This window comes from Bacillus tequilensis (genome assembly GCF_012225885.1).
Lineage (GTDB): Bacteria > Bacillota > Bacilli > Bacillales > Bacillaceae > Bacillus > Bacillus tequilensis.
This window is the reverse complement of record NZ_CP048852.1, coordinates 1,175,828-1,189,989: the sequence shown is the minus strand read 5'-3', so window position 1 is coordinate 1,189,989 and position 14,162 is coordinate 1,175,828. Positions and strand designations below refer to the sequence as shown.

Below are 14,162 nucleotides of genomic sequence, written 5' to 3'. Positions count from 1 at the left end.
CCAATTCGTCCCCAACTCGATGAATGATGACAAAATCAATAAATAAGCAAAGTAAAAAACCCTTGCTGCGCAAGGGTTTAAGCTATGATTCCGACTGGGCTCGAACCAGCGACCTCTACCCTGTCAAGGTAGCGCTCTCCCAGCTGAGCTACGGAATCATGATATGTATGTGTTGCTGGGTATGTTGTTGTCTTTCTGACAAGTTCTATTATATAACCACCCCTTCTATTCGTCAACTGCTTTTTCAGAAAAACTTTTCTTCGGACTTGCTGTTCATTTCCCTGGCTATTATAATATATCTTAATTTTCAAACAATAGAGGTGATGGGGTTTTGCATTCTTTGATTTCTTCCGATGATGTTTGGGTATTGTGGGGGTTTATTGCGGTGTGGGCGGCAGTGAGCATCGGGCTGGAGCAGCGCTTTAAGTGGGCGTCCGCTGTGTCGGGCGCGATTATCGCGCTTGCAGGTGCTATGGTGTTTACAAACGTAGGAGTGCTTCCTGTTGAGTCGCCTGTATATGATACCGTATGGACCTATGTGGTGCCGCTGGCGATTCCCCTTTTGCTGTTTCAGATCAATGTGCGGCAGATTTTTAAAGAAAGCAGGCGTTTGCTGTTTATTTTTTTGATTAGCTCCGTTGGAACAGTGCTTGGCAGCATCCTCGCTTTTTTTCTGCTCAAACAGCATATTCCTTATTTAGATAAAATCGGCGGGATGATCAGCGCTTCTTATATCGGCGGCGGGGTCAACTTTGCCGCGATGGCGGCAAAGTTTGAGACGCCTGGTCAATATGTGTCAGCTACCGTTGTGGCGGATAATTTTATGATGGCGCTTTTGTTTTTTATGTTAATCGGCATTCCTGCACTTAAATGGTTTCAGCGCCATTATGCCATGCCGTTTGAAGAGAAGGTAAAAGCCGATGGAAACAGCGGAAACAGTGCTGAAAGCTATTGGAAACGGAAGGATATTTCCTTAAAGGATATCGCTTTTAATGCCGGTGCTGCTTTTGCGCTTGTTGCGGTTAGTGTGAAGGTTTCCGGTTATTTTAAAAGCGTTTTTTCTCATCCCCTGCTGACCGGTACGCTTGGCGATCAGTACCTGGTGCTTACATCTTTAACTGTTCTTATCATTTTTCTTTTCCCGCGTTTTTTTGAAAGGCTCAATGGATCTCAGGAACTTGGAACCTTTTTGATTTATTTGTTTTTTGTGGTAATCGGCATTCCTGCAGATCTGCGTTTAATCTTCACTAATGCGCCTCTTATTCTATTATTCGTGTTTATCATTGCGATCAGCAATTTAGCGGTTTCCTTAGCTGCCGGAAAATTGTTCCGCGTGCGGCTTGAAGAAATTCTGCTCGCCGTCAACGCTACTGTCGGGGGACCGACAACTGCGGCTGCGATGGCAATTGCCAAGGGATGGAGGGAGCTTGTCGCCCCGATCATGCTTGTCGGTACGCTCGGCTACTTAATTGGGAACTATGTCGGCACCTTTATGGGAAATTGGTTTTCTTCCTTCTTATAAAAAGGATATTTGCACTTTCAATAGAATGATGTAAGAAGAATGGAGAGATTACTGTATGTTAAAAGGAAAAACTATTTATGTAAGGCCTTTGCAAGTGGAAAATGCCGAAGAAAATTTGCGGCTGCAAAGCGAGAATCGGAATTTTTTCGAACAGTTTTCTATGATACGCGCAGACGATTACTATACGGTTGAGGGGCAAAGAAAACGAATAACCGAGTATCAGGAAAGACTTGAGAACGATGAAGAATATCATTTTGGCATTTTCACAGTGTCAGACGATACATTAATCGGGACGGTTTCGCTCTTTCAAATCATCCGCGGGGCGCTGCAAACTGCGTTCATTGGGTATTTTTTAGACAAAGCCCACAATGGAAAGGGCCTTATGACAGAGGCGGTCAGGCTGGTTGTTGATTATGCGTTCCACGAATTGAAACTGCATCGGATTGAAGCCGGTGTGATGCCCCGTAATCTTGGGTCCATGCGTGTATTAGAAAAAGCGGGATTTCACAAAGAAGGCATCGCCCGAAAAAATGTAAAAATTAATGGCGTTTGGGAGGATCATCAAGTCCTCGCGATTCTGAATCCTGATGATGAACAACAATAAAAGAAGCCGGGCCAACCCCGGCTTCTTTTTTAACGAACTGCCACTGGCGCAATTTCTTTCAGCGCTTGTTCGAAATCGTGTTCTAAATCGTCTGCATGCTCGACTCCGACGCTAAGACGGAGCAGGCCATCAGTGATACCGCGTTTTTCACGCTCTTCCTTAGGCATTGCCGCGTGAGACATCGTTGCCGGATAGGACAAAATCGATTCCACGGCGCCAAGGCTGACAGCGAAGACTGGAAGTGACACATTCTCGACTAACTTCTTAACGGCCTCTTTGCTTTCAAGCTCAAAAGATAGCACGGCGCCCGCTCCCGTTGACTGGCTTTTATGGGTTTCAGCGCCGGGATGATCAGACAGGCCCGGATAATACACGCGCTTCACCGCCGGGTGCTTCTGGAAAAACTCCGCAAGCCGCTGCGCTGTTTGGCTCGCTTTTTCTAAACGGACCTGCAATGTTTTTAATCCGCGCAGCACGAGCCAGCAATCTTGCACGCCAAGGACGGCGCCAAACGAGTTTTGCAGCTTATACAGCTGCTTCCCAAGCTCTTCATCTTTGACAGCAGCCAGACCTGACAGCACATCGCTGTGGCCGCTTAAGAATTTTGTTGCGCTGTGAAGCACAATATCCACGCCGAGATCAAGCGGCCGCTGCAGTGCAGGTGTCATGAATGTATTGTCCAGAAAGGTCAGACAGCCGTTTTCTTTTGCAAGCTGGACAACCGCTTTTATATCAGTGATGCCAAGTGTGGGATTTGACGGTGTCTCCATATAAATGACTTTTGTGTTCGGCTTGATATTTCGCGCTACTTCGTTTGTATCCGTCATGTCAACAAACGTATGCTCAATACCAAATCGGGTCAGCACCTCTGTCACCATGCGGAAAGTTCCGCCGTACACATCTTCTGTCACAAGAACGTGATCGCCCTGTGACAGAAGTAAAAATGCAGTTGAGATCGCAGCCATGCCTGAACTGAAAGCAAAGCCTCTCGTCCCGCCTTCCAATGCGGCAATTGTGTCTTCGAGAGCTGTTCTTGTCGGCGTGCCTGAGCGGCTGTAATCATATGCGCCAAACTCTTCAAATGAAGATTGATGAAAGGTCGAAGCGTGCTGAATCGGTACACTGACCGCTCCTGTTGCGCCGTCTGTTTTAAATGGATTATGCACGAGCTGGGTTTCCAGCGTCCAATTATGTTTACTCAAATGAAACAGCTCCCTCTTTGACCTGATGTAACGCCTGTTTTAAGTCCTCTTTTAAATCTTCAGCATGTTCAATTCCGACAGAAAAGCGCAGCAATCGATCGCAGACCCCATTTGCGATCCGGATCTCTTCAGGTATATCCATGTGTGTCTGTGTGGCAGGGTATGTAATAAAGCTCTCCACCCCGCCGAGGCTTTCAGCAAAACAAATGGTCTTCAGTGCTTTTAAAAACGGGTTGACCCACTCTTCTTTTTGCAGACGGAAGGACAGCATGCCGCCTTTGCCCGGATACAGCACATCGGCAATTTCTTCCTGATCTTCTAAAAACACCGCAAGTGATTGCGCGTTGGCCTGATGCTGGCGCATTCTGAGACTGAGCGTCTTCATTCCTCTCATCAAAAGCCATGAATCAAATGGCGGCAGGACAGCGCCGATTGCATTTTGATGCTGAAACATTTCCTCTCCAAGTTTTTCATCCTTTACAACGACAAGTCCCGCAAGCAGGTCGTTATGCCCGCCTAAATACTTGGTTGCGCTGTGAATCACAATGTCAGCTCCCAGCTCAAGCGGCTGCTGCAAGACCGGTGTATAAAATGTATTATCAACGATCAGCAGAAGACCGTGCTCTTTCGTCATCCTGGCAATATGTTCAATATCCGCCTCCTGCATGAGCGGATTTGTCGGTGTTTCCACAAATACCGCTTTTGTATTCGGCGTAATCTTAGAGCGTAAACAGTCCTCATCGCTGAAATCATCATAATGAAACGTCAATCCGTATTTTTTCCATTCATTTTCAAACAAACGGTACGTGCCGCCATATAAGTCAGATGAAACGATCAGTTCATCACCGCTTTTAAACAGCGCCATAATGGTTTGGATGGCCGCCATTCCCGAACTGAAGGCAAGCCCTCTCGCTCCGTTTTCTAAGCTGGCGATCGCGTCCTCGACAAGCTGGCGTGTCGGGTTTTTCGTGCGGACATAATCAAAACCGGTCGATTCCCCGACTCCTCTGTGGCGGTATGCTGTTGATAAATAAATAGGAGCACTCACTGTCCCCGTGACTTCGTCGCTTCTGTTCCCGATTTGGGCTAATTTCGTTTCAACATGCTGTGACATATAGCTGACACCTTCCCTTTTCATAATAAAAACCCCTTCTTCATAAGAAGAAGGGGTTTAACGCTTCTTCTTATCTTCCAAGCATAAAAACGCTTGCTGGATTTAGCACCTTGGCGCTTTGCACATATGCAAAACAAGCCGGTTGCTGAGGTTTCTAAGGGCCAGTCCCTCCACCTCTCACGATAAGAAATATCGATTTCAATTTTCTGATTGTTTTATATTAGCGCAATTTGCAGTTTATTTCAACACTTTTTTCTTCGAGTTCCGAACCGTTTAAAGAGGGAAATTTCTAATAATTCATGGTACAATAATGGAAAACAGCAAGAAAGTCTAGTCATGTCCTGGAGGAATGTATTATGGCACCGAAAAACGGCACAGTGCAAGAAAAGAAATTCTTTTCAAAAGAGCTTAACGAGGAAATGACCTTGCTCGTTTACCTGCCATCCAACTACTCCCCTCTTTATAAATACCATGTCATTATCGCGCAGGACGGCCACGATTATTTCAGGCTGGGGAGAATCGGCAGACAGGTCGAGGAACTGCTGTCTAAACGGGAAATAGACCGGAGCATTATTATCGGCGTTCCATATAAAGATGTAAAAGAGCGCAGAAACACCTACCATCCGGAAGGCTCAAAATTTTCGGCGTATAAACGGTTCATCGCCCATGAGCTCGTTCCGTTTGCGGATGACGAGTATCCAACGTATCAGGTCGGCTACGGTCGAACGCTGATCGGAGACTCGCTCGGAGCGACCGTGTCACTTATGACAGCGCTTGATTATCCGAATATGTTCGGAAACATCATCATGCAGTCTCCCTATGTTGACAAACATGTATTGGAAGCTGTGAAACAGTCAAACGACATCAAACACCTCTCTATCTATCACCAAATCGGAACAAAAGAAACTGAAGTCCACACGACAGACGGAAACATTCTCGACTTCACAGAACCGAATCAGAAGCTGAAACAGCTGCTTGAGCAGAAGCTTTCCGATTATGATTTTGAACCATTTGACGGAGATCACAAATGGACATACTGGCAGCCGCTCATCACGCCGGCGCTGAAAAAAATGCTTTGATACTCTATCATACTTTATTTCCAGGAGGGACATACTATGAAATACGGAATTGTTTTATTTCCATCAAAAAAACTCCAAGACCTTGCGAATTCTTACAGAAAGCGCTATGACCCGAGCTACTCCCTGATCCCGCCCCATTTGACGCTGAGAGCCTCGTTTGAATGTTCGGAGGAGAAAGCGGATCAGCTTGTATCACATCTGAGAAGCATCGCCAAGGAGTCCCATCCGATCGTTCTCAAACTGACAAAATACAGCTCATTTGCGCCTGTCAATAATGTCATTTACATCAAAGCAGAGCCGACGGAAGAATTAAAAACACTCAATGAAAAGCTATACACCGGTGTGCTGGCGGGTGAACAGGAATATAATTTCGTTCCGCACGTGACGGTCGGCCAAAACCTTTCCGACGATGAGCATTCAGATGTGCTGGGACAATTAAAAATGCAGGAAGTGTCGCATGAAGAAATTGTTGACCGGTTCCACTTGCTTTACCAGCTGGAAAACGGATCGTGGACAGTTTACGAAACCTTCTTGTTAGGCAGAGGAGAATAATGTTTGGAAGCAGTGATCGCAAAAAATGAAGAACAAATGAAAGATGCTTTTTATGTAAGAGAAGAAGTCTTTGTCAAAGAACAAAACGTTCCTGCCGAAGAAGAAATTGACGAACTTGAAAATGAGGCGGAGCATGTTGTCGTATATGACGGCGAAAAGCCTGTCGGCGCCGGAAGATGGCGTATGAAGGATGGTTACGGCAAGTTAGAGCGGATTTGCGTATTGAAAAGCCACCGCTCACACGGTATCGGCGGCATCATTATGAAGGCACTTGAAGAAGCGGCCGCAGACGGCGGCGCTTCCGGCTTCATGTTAAACGCGCAAACGCAGGCTGTGCCGTTTTACAAGAAACACGGGTATCGTGTGCTTTCCGAAAAAGAATTCCTTGATGCCGGCATTCCCCACTTGCAAATGATTAAATGATCGCATCACTTAAGGCCCTTATGTAGGGCCTTAAGTTATTTCAAGCTGCTTTGTTTATAGAAATAGTAAGACATACAATTTCTACATTTAAAGGAGGCATTAAGATTTTACTTTTTAATAATTCTTTCCCTTCGCTCTGGATTGCTGAAATCTCAATATTCTGGAGAAAATAAGGGATTTGGGACTTTGTCAAATCTTTTAAGGGTTTTATTCGATCATCAGCAGCTGTAACAAATGAAAATGATGAACAACCGCTAAAAGATAACTTTACATTACTGTCTGTGTCTTCAAATATCATTATTATTTCATCACCGAAAGAATAAGAATCCAATTGCAGGACCCGTGCATCCCAATAGTGTAAACTTTCAAGATCTCTTTGGATCTGCTCCGCTTTCATAAAAAATCACCTCGATGTCATTTGGTAAATTAATCATAACTGCTGCCAAAATTATTTAAATTGCATTAACAAATCTTCTCTGACGGAATTCTCCCGGTTTTTAGATTTCCTAAAATATTTAACTTGAGGGTTAATGTATAAAATCATTATATCACCCAGCCTTTTTACTATTTTCCCAAAGTCTTTTATGACATATTTATTTTCTCCCTGCCTATTCAAGGGCCATTATTTATTTTTAAATGATATCTAACATTCTGCAATAAAAAATCCCCGAATTCATATCGGAGATTTTTTATCTATATTCATTAATGAAGAATCCTTTTTGATATCTTATCCCTTCCTTATGTAGAGAACGCTTACGTTTCATCTCGTTTACCTTTCTTTCAGCGGCCGTTTGGTTCTCCTGCTGCTTTTCCAGTTCCTTATATACCCGCTGAAAGGGGACATAGCTGATTTTTTCGGTCCCGGCGTAATCCTGTTTGTGTCCAATCGTTCTATTAGCATATTGAGCGTATTGCTGGTTCTGAATGTGACCTGCATATATCATACGATCCCCACCCCTCTGCTGTCTCTTTTCCCTTAAACTTACTTTTTGAAACACATTTCTTTTGATATGATAGTCATTGTCTGTAATGAACACCTTTTGATTGGGAGGACCCCTTTTTGAAATGCGCCCGACTGAATGATCGAACTATACATTTACATACATATTCGAGAGAACATTATCAATTCCTCTTTGAAGAAGGAATAAAAGGGCATTTATTTTGTTCTCATTGCGGAAAATCCGTTTTGTTAAGGCTCAACATCGCCGATCCGCCGGAATTCATCCACCGCCAGCCAGGCGATTTTCCGGCATGTGAGGAGGCGTGCGAACCGAGGCCCGCTATAGAGGAAAAAAAAGAAGACGATCAGGAATCTGGTGTCATTCGTTTGCCCAAGGGAAAAGCGATTGCCGCTGACCCGTCTCCAGCTGTAACGGAATGGCAGCGGCCGAGAAGCATTAAACCCAGAACACCATTTGTACCAAAAACAATAGAACCTGATACGAGCCTTTTTCCGTCTGTCGGCTTAAACACGGATCAGCTGAAAGCGGTCACGGAAACAGAAGGTCCGCTGCTTGTGCTTGCAGGTGCTGGAAGCGGAAAAACACGCGTGCTGACCGCTCGTGCCGCCCACATGATCGAACACTTGGGCATACCGCCGGAAAACATGCTGCTTGTCACTTTTACAACAAAAGCCGTCGCCGAGATGAAAGAGCGTATGGCAAAGCAGTACGGATTACAGCCGGCAAAAGTCAGAAGACTTGTCACCGGAACATTTCACAGCTTGTTTTATAAGATCTTGTATCACTACGATGCCGCTAAATGGAACGGCGAGCATCTGCTGAAAATGGAGTGGCAGCGGGAACAATATATGAAAAAAGCACTCTATGAAGAAGGTATTGATGAGAAAGAGTTTCCCGTTGATCAGGCCCTGCAGCAGATCGGTTTCTGGAAAAACACCTTTGTGCCGAATAAACGCATTCCTTTAAAAGAGGAGTGGGAAAAACAAGTCTATCGTTTATATGAACACTATGAACGCCAGAAAAAAGAACAAAACCAATTTGATTTTGATGATATGGCTTCGGCCTGCTATGAATTGTTTATTGATCGTCCGGATCTTCTGGAACGATACCAATCTCGTTTTACGTATATCTTAATTGATGAGTTTCAGGACATTAATCCCGTTCAATATAAAATCATGCAAATGCTCGCCAGTCCGGAACAAAACCTGTGCTGTGTCGGGGATGATGATCAGTCCATCTACGCGTTTCGCGGAAGTAATCCGTCGTTTATTCTTGATTTTCAAAAGGATTACCCCGAGGCGAGGACGATCTATTTAACCGCTAATTACAGGTCTACGCACCCGATCGTCTCAAGTGCCGATATCGTCGTGAAAAAGAACAAAAACAGGTATGCCAAAACGCTTGAAGCCGCCCGGGATGACATCCAGGTCCCTGTGCTGTTTTATCCTTATGACGAAGAGGAAGAAGCCACAATGGTCGTTTCCGATATGAAAGAAAAAATTCAAAACGGAGCCAATCCAGAAGACTTTGCGGTTCTTTACCGTACAAACAGCGGAGGCCGCGCCATTTATGAAAGGCTTCATCATTCGTCAATTCCGTATACAGCAGACCGCGGCGTTCAGTCGTTTTACAGCAGACGGATCGTCCGCCAGATTCTCGCATACTTGTATGCCAGCCAAAATGAGGATGACACCGAAGCGATTAAGCACTTGCTGCCCGCCTTGTTTTTAAAACAGTCCGCTTTGAACACGCTGAAGGCGCTCTCGATTACCGAGGATTGTTCCATGATTAAGGCATTGGCCAAACTGCCTGATCTGAAGCCATTCCAGCTCGATAAAATCAAGAAAATCGTACCATTTTTCGCAAGCCTCCGCACAATGAAGCCGGTGGAAGCAATCACCTTTGCAGAAGGAAAAATGGGCTTCTCCGAGTATTTAAAGAAACGGGGCAATGAGGGCAACAAGCTGGAAAAAGGTTCTGATGACCTGCGTGACATCAAGGTTGTCGCCAAGAAATTCAAAACGATTCCTGACTTTCTTGCCCACGTAGACCATATGCGGGCCGCTGAAAAAAACAAAACGGCTGAAAATGGCGTTCAGCTGATGACGATTCACCGGTCAAAAGGCCTTGAATTCAAAACAGTCTACGTGTTAGGCACGGTAGACGGCTCGATTCCGCACGATTTCTCATTAGAAACGGCAAGAAAAGGAGACGAGGCCGCTCTTGAGGAAGAAAGACGCCTTTTATATGTAGCCATGACCCGGGCGAAACAGCATTTATATTTGTCTTGTCCCGCCAACAGGCGCGGCAAAACAGCTAACCGCTCAAGATTTTTGTATCCCCTTCTACAGAAAGCGATACAGCCCTTGCATCAATAAAAGCCCGGCAGATTACTGCCGGGCTTTCAATCTAAAAAAAGGCCCGCTGCAGTGAGTCAGCCAGGCCATCTATTTATTTATTATCCATCATTTTAGAAATCGTGCCAAAGTCCAGCTTTTCTTTTCCGCTTGTGATCGATTCCACAATTTTGTCTTCTAATTCTTTTGGCACACGTCTGTTTGCCAGCTGTGCTACGCGGCTAATGACACTTCGGACTGTTTTTTCATCTTTAAAATTAGCGTTTTGGAGTGAACCGGCAAGATTCATTACATCCTGCATTTTCACACCTGTTTTCTTTTCAATGTTCTTAAAAAATTGATTATCCATAGTACGCCTCCTTTTGGCGGAGTAATACAGTATTTTTATGAATGCACATCATACAATGTGCTTTTCCAAAATGTTAAAAATAAACACAAGGTAAGGAAGCACAGGTTATGACCTGTACTTCCTCAATTCATCTTAAAAGAAAGATGCACCTACGATGATGAGGAGAATGAATAATACGACTAACAAAACAAATGTTGAACCATAGCCGCCGCCATAGCCGCCAGCGTAACCGCCACAGCAGCCGCCGTAGCCGTAGCCGCCTCCGAATCCGTATCCAAAGCCCATAGATAAGCACCTCCTTTACTCTCTATACACTATGTGAGCCGCTTGATTCGGCTTGGATAAACGCATAGGGCGATTGCGGATTTACGATGGGTCATGCTGAGACTGGCGTTTTTTGAGCAAGGCTTCCGTTTTCTCAGCAATCTCTTCGATTTCCTCTTCAAACGCCAGACCAGCTTCATCAAATGCATCTAAGTCTTTTCTGATACGGCTCATCGTGCCTTCGTGCTCTTTTTGCTTTTGTTCGTGAGGTTCATATCTTCCTTCTATCCATTTTTCAAACTCATTCACTTCTATCCCCCCACTCATGATATATGCTGATCAAAGCCGCTCCGTTAAAAAACAAAAAACCGGAAATCTCCGGTTTCTTTGCCAGGCTATTGAGGTTTTTTCTTTTTATTGCCGCACCCGCAGCCTTTCTTTTTAATCTTTTTTGATTGATACGACGGATCTGTATATGGAGATTTTTGGGAAGGTTTATTGACTTGATTCATTTTGTTCCCTTCCTTTCCTTATGTCATATATGCTACTTTATGCGGGTGCTGATGAAAAGTTGCTGATAGGAACGCCTCATTCCTGCAGCCATTTTGATACGAGTGTTTCGATGATGCCGGCGAGACCGGCGATCGCCAGCAGTAAAATCAGCCACTGCGCCGCTTGCGGGATCAATGCCTGGCATAAAATTAAAAAGCCGGCGCACCACACACCTGTACACCAATAGCAGCTCAGCAATTCACCAATAAACGCCCTCACACCCGTCCCCTTAATCACAATATACGTTTCCACGTTCCCGTCCGCGCCCTTTTCCTCCTTCTCTTCATGAAACAGACTGCGAAGCGGCGCCATAATCGTGTCAAACACCAGCAGCCGGGCAAGCCGAAAAACCGCAAGCGAAAGAAGAACAATTGTCAGCCCATTAATAACCACTTGTTCACTCCTTTTCAATCATGATCCCTTCACATATATGCCAAAATCCTATTCTTCATGAATTGTATCTTGTCCGGCGGAAAATTAGTTATTTTTATTATTCCGCTCTGCACCCCAATTGCATTATATAGAGTATGGATAAGAAAGGAGTGAAGGTTATGTCATTTGAAGAAAACGTTGCATCCCTGCATCCTGACATATTTGAGCAATTATCAAATGAATTCGAGCAGCAGATCGAAGTGATTGATTGCGAAAATATCACAATAGATACGTCACATATAACATCTGCCCTTTCTATACAAGCCTTAGTGACAACATTAATTATCCTGACGACACAGCTCGTCATCGCCGACGAGGACTTAGCTGACGCCGTAGCAAGCGAAATACTCATTCTTGATAACTCCCAAATCAAAAAAAGAACGATCATTAAAATTATCAACAGCCGAAATATCAAAATTACTTTGTCTGCCGACGAAATAATAACCTTTGTACAGATCTTGCTTCAGGTGTTAAACAGCATTCTCAATGAACTTGACGTCCTTTAACCCTTTCTTTTTCACAAACTTAAAAGTCGAGGTGAAACCAAATGTCAGATAACGATAAAATCAAAGAAGAGCTTGCAAAGCTTCCAGAAGTTGATCCAATGACGAAAATGCTGGTCCAAAATATATTTCTAAAACATGGCGTTACGAAAGACAAAATGAAAAAAGTATCAGACGAAGAAAAAGAAATGCTCTTAAATCTTGTAAAAGACTTACAAGCTAAATCACAAGCCTTAATAGAAAACCAAAAGAAGAAAAAAGAAGAAGCGGCCGTGCAAGAGCAAAAGAACGAAAAACCGCTAAGCCGCAGAGAGCAGCTCATTGAACAGCTCAGACAAAGACGGCAAAACAACAACAACAATTCAAACTAATGATAAAAAATAGGGTACTTCATCAGGATATATGCCTCAGTCAAAGTAAGAGGCTCGCTCATTTAATAATAGTAAAAGTAAAGGAGGAATAGATATGGAAAGCAGACCGTATTCTTGGGTTGCACTTGATCCAGACTGTGACCATCCATTAGAGCACAAAGAGAAAGAGAGAGAGAAAGAAGAAAGAGAAAGAAAATGCCATTGCGATATTTGCTGCAATCACCATGGGTTTGACAACGATAACGCCTTTATCAATCAAGATTTAGCTCAAGCAAATCTTAACAAACAAGTCTCCGATGAGACAATTATTATCAGAGACTCTTGTGACATCAACGTTACATCTACAGACATTCAAGCAGTAACATCAGTAGTAACAGCACTAAATGCTGCTGTCGTAACAGCAACTCTGACATCCATTGCTGACGGCGTAATTGCCGAATTAGTCGCTCAGGATTTATTGCAGCTTACAGCTAACAAACAAGTAAACCGCCAAAAACTTCTCATCGAATGCTCCCGCGGCGTAAACGTCACAACGGTAGATGCCGATATCGCAACGCTTATCTCTACAGCAACAAACACCCTTGTAGCTATCCTGGTTATCACTCTTGTCCTCTAAGGGACCTAAAGCAGAGCCAAAAACGCTCTGCTTTTTCTTATTTTCCAAGCATATGATGAATATATAGACGTTCACCCACACCAAGTGGGGCACGGGTACATATGTTGTTAAGGACTAAAGTCAAATACCCTATAAAGAAGGAGCTGAAATCAATGAGCTGCGGAAAAACCCATGGCCGGCATGAGAACTGTGTATGCGATGCAGTGGAAAAGATTTTAGCAGAGCAGGAGGCAGTTGAGGAACAGTGTCCGACTGGCTGCTATACGAACCTTTTGAATCCGACAATTGCAGGTAAAGACACAATTCCGTTTCTCTTGTTTGATAAAAAAGGCGGATTGTTCTCCACATTCGGAAACGTGGGGGGATTTGTGGATGATATGCAATGCTTTGAATCCATTTTCTTCCGCGTTGAAAAATTATGCGATTGCTGCGCAACACTTTCTATTTTACGCCCGGTCGATGTCAAGGGCGATACCTTGAGTGTCTGCCACCCTTGCGACCCGGATTTCTTCGGGCTAGAAAAAACAGATTTCTGCATTGAAGTGGATCTCGGATGCTTCTGTGCCATTCAATTCCTGTCACCAGAGTTAGTTGACAGAACATCGCCTCATAAAGATAAAAAGCATCATCACAATGGATAAACACTTGTAAAGAGGAATCCCCTTCCAAACTCTATTACAGGTGCAAATCATTCAGCTGCTTCCAGCGTGAGGCGGCTGACTCTCCATCATTTCGCCAGTCTCAAATTTATAAGGCAGGAGGGATAATATGAGCCAGAAAACATCAAACTGCGTGCGTGAAGCTGTAGAAAATATTGAAGAACTGCAAAACGCTGTTGAAGAAGACTGCCCGACCGGCTGCCACTCTAAGCTTTTATCTGTCAGCCATTCGTTAGGCGATACAGTGCCTTTTTCAATATTTACATCAAAATCAACGCCATTGGTCGCCTTCGGAAATGTCGGCGAACTGGATAACGGCCCTTGCTTTAATACTGTATTTTTCAGAGTCGAAAGAGTGCATGGAAGCTGCGCAACACTGTCATTATTAATCGCATTTGACGAACACAAACACATCTTGGACTTCACTGATAAAGATACGGTGTGTGAAGTGTTCCGACTTGAAAAAACGAACTACTGTATTGAAGTGGACTTAGACTGCTTCTGCGCAATTAACTGCTTAAATCCTCGTTTAATCAACCGCACGCACCATCATCATTAAATGATTATGCTGAAAAGCTTGCAGGCCTGCAGGCTTTTCCCG

At 44.2% G+C, this 14,162-nt stretch carries 19 protein-coding genes, 1 tRNA gene and 1 riboswitch; of the genes, 11 read left to right on the top strand and 9 right to left on the bottom strand.

Going from position 1 to position 14,162, the window contains the following annotated elements:
* Positions 1–85: 85 nt before the first annotated feature.
* Positions 86–158: transfer RNA gene (locus G4P54_RS06290), tRNA-Val, on the bottom strand.
* Positions 159–331: 173 nt separating this feature from the next.
* Between G4P54_RS06290 and G4P54_RS06285 the strand changes: the two genes are divergently transcribed.
* The gene (locus tag G4P54_RS06285) at positions 332–1,522 is read left to right on the top strand and encodes a DUF819 family protein (RefSeq protein WP_167872119.1); all 1,191 of its coding nucleotides are present in this window, start codon (positions 332–334) and stop codon (positions 1,520–1,522) included.
* 55 nt (positions 1,523–1,577) lie between these two features.
* Entirely contained in the window at positions 1,578–2,126 is a 549-nt protein-coding gene (locus G4P54_RS06280; protein ID WP_167872118.1) for a GNAT family N-acetyltransferase, read from the top strand.
* 29 nt (positions 2,127–2,155) lie between these two features.
* Here G4P54_RS06280 and metC read toward each other — a convergent pair whose 3' ends face one another.
* Positions 2,156–3,328, bottom strand: a complete 1,173-nt coding sequence (gene metC, locus G4P54_RS06275; RefSeq protein ID WP_167872117.1) for a cystathionine beta-lyase — start codon at positions 3,326–3,328, stop codon at positions 2,156–2,158.
* Positions 3,321–4,442: a cystathionine gamma-synthase/O-acetylhomoserine thiolyase gene (gene metI, locus G4P54_RS06270; RefSeq protein ID WP_167873836.1), complete on the bottom strand. Its 1,122-nt coding sequence runs from the start codon at positions 4,440–4,442 to the stop codon at positions 3,321–3,323. The genes metC and metI overlap by 8 nt, the downstream gene beginning before the upstream one ends.
* A gap of 67 nt (positions 4,443–4,509) precedes the next feature.
* Positions 4,510–4,631, bottom strand: a riboswitch (SAM riboswitch).
* 167 nt (positions 4,632–4,798) lie between these two features.
* On the opposite strand from metI, the gene G4P54_RS06265 reads away from it, so the two are divergent.
* From G4P54_RS06265 to G4P54_RS06255, 3 genes are read left to right on the top strand one after another with little or no spacing between them, the layout of a single operon-like run.
* The gene (locus G4P54_RS06265) at positions 4,799–5,521 is read left to right on the top strand and encodes an esterase family protein (RefSeq protein ID WP_024714151.1); all 723 of its coding nucleotides are present in this window, start codon (positions 4,799–4,801) and stop codon (positions 5,519–5,521) included.
* A 36-nt stretch (positions 5,522–5,557) separates the two neighbouring features.
* The gene (locus tag G4P54_RS06260) at positions 5,558–6,073 is read left to right on the top strand and encodes a YjcG family protein (RefSeq protein WP_167872116.1); all 516 of its coding nucleotides are present in this window, start codon (positions 5,558–5,560) and stop codon (positions 6,071–6,073) included.
* Positions 6,074–6,076: 3 nt separating this feature from the next.
* On the top strand, positions 6,077–6,496 hold the full coding sequence (locus G4P54_RS06255) for a GNAT family N-acetyltransferase (RefSeq protein WP_167872115.1): 420 nt from the start codon (positions 6,077–6,079) through the stop codon (positions 6,494–6,496).
* A 40-nt stretch (positions 6,497–6,536) separates the two neighbouring features.
* On the opposite strand, the gene G4P54_RS06250 is transcribed toward G4P54_RS06255, so the two are convergent.
* Both G4P54_RS06250 and G4P54_RS06245 read right to left on the bottom strand, forming a co-directional pair.
* On the bottom strand, positions 6,537–6,893 hold the full coding sequence (locus G4P54_RS06250) for a hypothetical protein (RefSeq protein WP_024714148.1): 357 nt from the start codon (positions 6,891–6,893) through the stop codon (positions 6,537–6,539).
* Between the two features lie 292 nt (positions 6,894–7,185).
* A complete protein-coding gene (locus tag G4P54_RS06245) occupies positions 7,186–7,440 on the bottom strand; it encodes a hypothetical protein (protein WP_024714147.1) in 255 nt (84 codons plus the stop codon).
* A gap of 116 nt (positions 7,441–7,556) precedes the next feature.
* Here G4P54_RS06245 and G4P54_RS06240 point away from each other — a divergent pair, with 116 nt between their 5' ends.
* Complete coding sequence (locus G4P54_RS06240; protein ID WP_167872114.1) at positions 7,557–9,836, top strand: ATP-dependent helicase; 2,280 nt, start codon at positions 7,557–7,559, stop codon at positions 9,834–9,836.
* A 73-nt stretch (positions 9,837–9,909) separates the two neighbouring features.
* Here G4P54_RS06240 and spoVIF read toward each other — a convergent pair whose 3' ends face one another.
* The 4 genes from spoVIF to yjcA all read right to left on the bottom strand — a co-directional run bounded on the left by spoVIF (position 9,910) and on the right by yjcA (position 11,373).
* Positions 9,910–10,164, bottom strand: a complete 255-nt coding sequence (gene spoVIF / locus G4P54_RS06235; RefSeq protein WP_024714145.1) for a sporulation-specific transcription regulator SpoVIF — start codon at positions 10,162–10,164, stop codon at positions 9,910–9,912.
* A 132-nt stretch (positions 10,165–10,296) separates the two neighbouring features.
* Positions 10,297–10,449 (bottom strand): sporulation protein YjcZ, encoded by a 153-nt coding sequence (gene yjcZ / locus G4P54_RS06230; RefSeq protein WP_032681920.1) that lies wholly within the window; start codon positions 10,447–10,449, stop codon positions 10,297–10,299.
* Positions 10,450–10,530: 81 nt separating this feature from the next.
* Complete coding sequence (locus G4P54_RS06225; RefSeq protein WP_167872113.1) at positions 10,531–10,737, bottom strand: hypothetical protein; 207 nt, start codon at positions 10,735–10,737, stop codon at positions 10,531–10,533.
* A gap of 279 nt (positions 10,738–11,016) precedes the next feature.
* A complete protein-coding gene (gene yjcA, locus G4P54_RS06220; protein ID WP_024714143.1) occupies positions 11,017–11,373 on the bottom strand; it encodes a sporulation protein YjcA in 357 nt (118 codons plus the stop codon).
* A 158-nt stretch (positions 11,374–11,531) separates the two neighbouring features.
* Between yjcA and cotV the strand changes: the two genes are divergently transcribed.
* The 5 genes from cotV to cotZ all read left to right on the top strand — a co-directional run bounded on the left by cotV (position 11,532) and on the right by cotZ (position 14,120).
* Entirely contained in the window at positions 11,532–11,918 is a 387-nt protein-coding gene (cotV, locus tag G4P54_RS06215; RefSeq protein ID WP_167872112.1) for a spore coat protein CotV, read from the top strand.
* Positions 11,919–11,959: 41 nt separating this feature from the next.
* Positions 11,960–12,286 carry a spore coat protein CotW gene (cotW, locus tag G4P54_RS06210; protein ID WP_167872111.1) on the top strand — a complete coding sequence of 109 codons (327 nt, stop codon included), beginning with the start codon at positions 11,960–11,962 and terminating at the stop codon, positions 12,284–12,286.
* A 94-nt stretch (positions 12,287–12,380) separates the two neighbouring features.
* Complete coding sequence (gene cotX / locus G4P54_RS06205; protein WP_167872110.1) at positions 12,381–12,902, top strand: spore coat protein CotX; 522 nt, start codon at positions 12,381–12,383, stop codon at positions 12,900–12,902.
* Positions 12,903–13,054: 152 nt separating this feature from the next.
* Positions 13,055–13,543 (top strand): spore coat protein CotY, encoded by a 489-nt coding sequence (cotY, locus tag G4P54_RS06200; protein WP_024714139.1) that lies wholly within the window; start codon positions 13,055–13,057, stop codon positions 13,541–13,543.
* Between the two features lie 127 nt (positions 13,544–13,670).
* The gene (gene cotZ / locus G4P54_RS06195; RefSeq protein WP_024714138.1) at positions 13,671–14,120 is read left to right on the top strand and encodes a spore coat protein CotZ; all 450 of its coding nucleotides are present in this window, start codon (positions 13,671–13,673) and stop codon (positions 14,118–14,120) included.
* The last annotated feature ends 42 nt before the right edge of the window (positions 14,121–14,162 follow it).

Excerpts from the sequence above, each read along its gene's own strand:
- G4P54_RS06280 (WP_167872118.1), top strand. The coding sequence starts at position 1,578 with ATGTTAAAAGGAAAAACTATTTATGTAAGGCCTTTGCAAGTGGAAAAT.
- metI (WP_167873836.1), bottom strand. The coding sequence starts at position 4,442 with ATGTCACAGCATGTTGAAACGAAATTAGCCCAAATCGGGAACAGAAGC.
- G4P54_RS06265 (WP_024714151.1), top strand. The coding sequence starts at position 4,799 with ATGGCACCGAAAAACGGCACAGTGCAAGAAAAGAAATTCTTTTCAAAA.
- G4P54_RS06260 (WP_167872116.1), top strand. The coding sequence starts at position 5,558 with ATGAAATACGGAATTGTTTTATTTCCATCAAAAAAACTCCAAGACCTT.
- G4P54_RS06250 (WP_024714148.1), bottom strand. The coding sequence starts at position 6,893 with ATGAAAGCGGAGCAGATCCAAAGAGATCTTGAAAGTTTACACTATTGG.
- G4P54_RS06245 (WP_024714147.1), bottom strand. The coding sequence starts at position 7,440 with ATGATATATGCAGGTCACATTCAGAACCAGCAATACGCTCAATATGCT.
- spoVIF (WP_024714145.1), bottom strand. The coding sequence starts at position 10,164 with ATGGATAATCAATTTTTTAAGAACATTGAAAAGAAAACAGGTGTGAAA.
- yjcZ (WP_032681920.1), bottom strand. The coding sequence starts at position 10,449 with ATGGGCTTTGGATACGGATTCGGAGGCGGCTACGGCTACGGCGGCTGC.
- cotV (WP_167872112.1), top strand. The coding sequence starts at position 11,532 with ATGTCATTTGAAGAAAACGTTGCATCCCTGCATCCTGACATATTTGAG.
- cotW (WP_167872111.1), top strand. The coding sequence starts at position 11,960 with ATGTCAGATAACGATAAAATCAAAGAAGAGCTTGCAAAGCTTCCAGAA.
- cotX (WP_167872110.1), top strand. The coding sequence starts at position 12,381 with ATGGAAAGCAGACCGTATTCTTGGGTTGCACTTGATCCAGACTGTGAC.
- cotY (WP_024714139.1), top strand. The coding sequence starts at position 13,055 with ATGAGCTGCGGAAAAACCCATGGCCGGCATGAGAACTGTGTATGCGAT.
- cotZ (WP_024714138.1), top strand. The coding sequence starts at position 13,671 with ATGAGCCAGAAAACATCAAACTGCGTGCGTGAAGCTGTAGAAAATATT.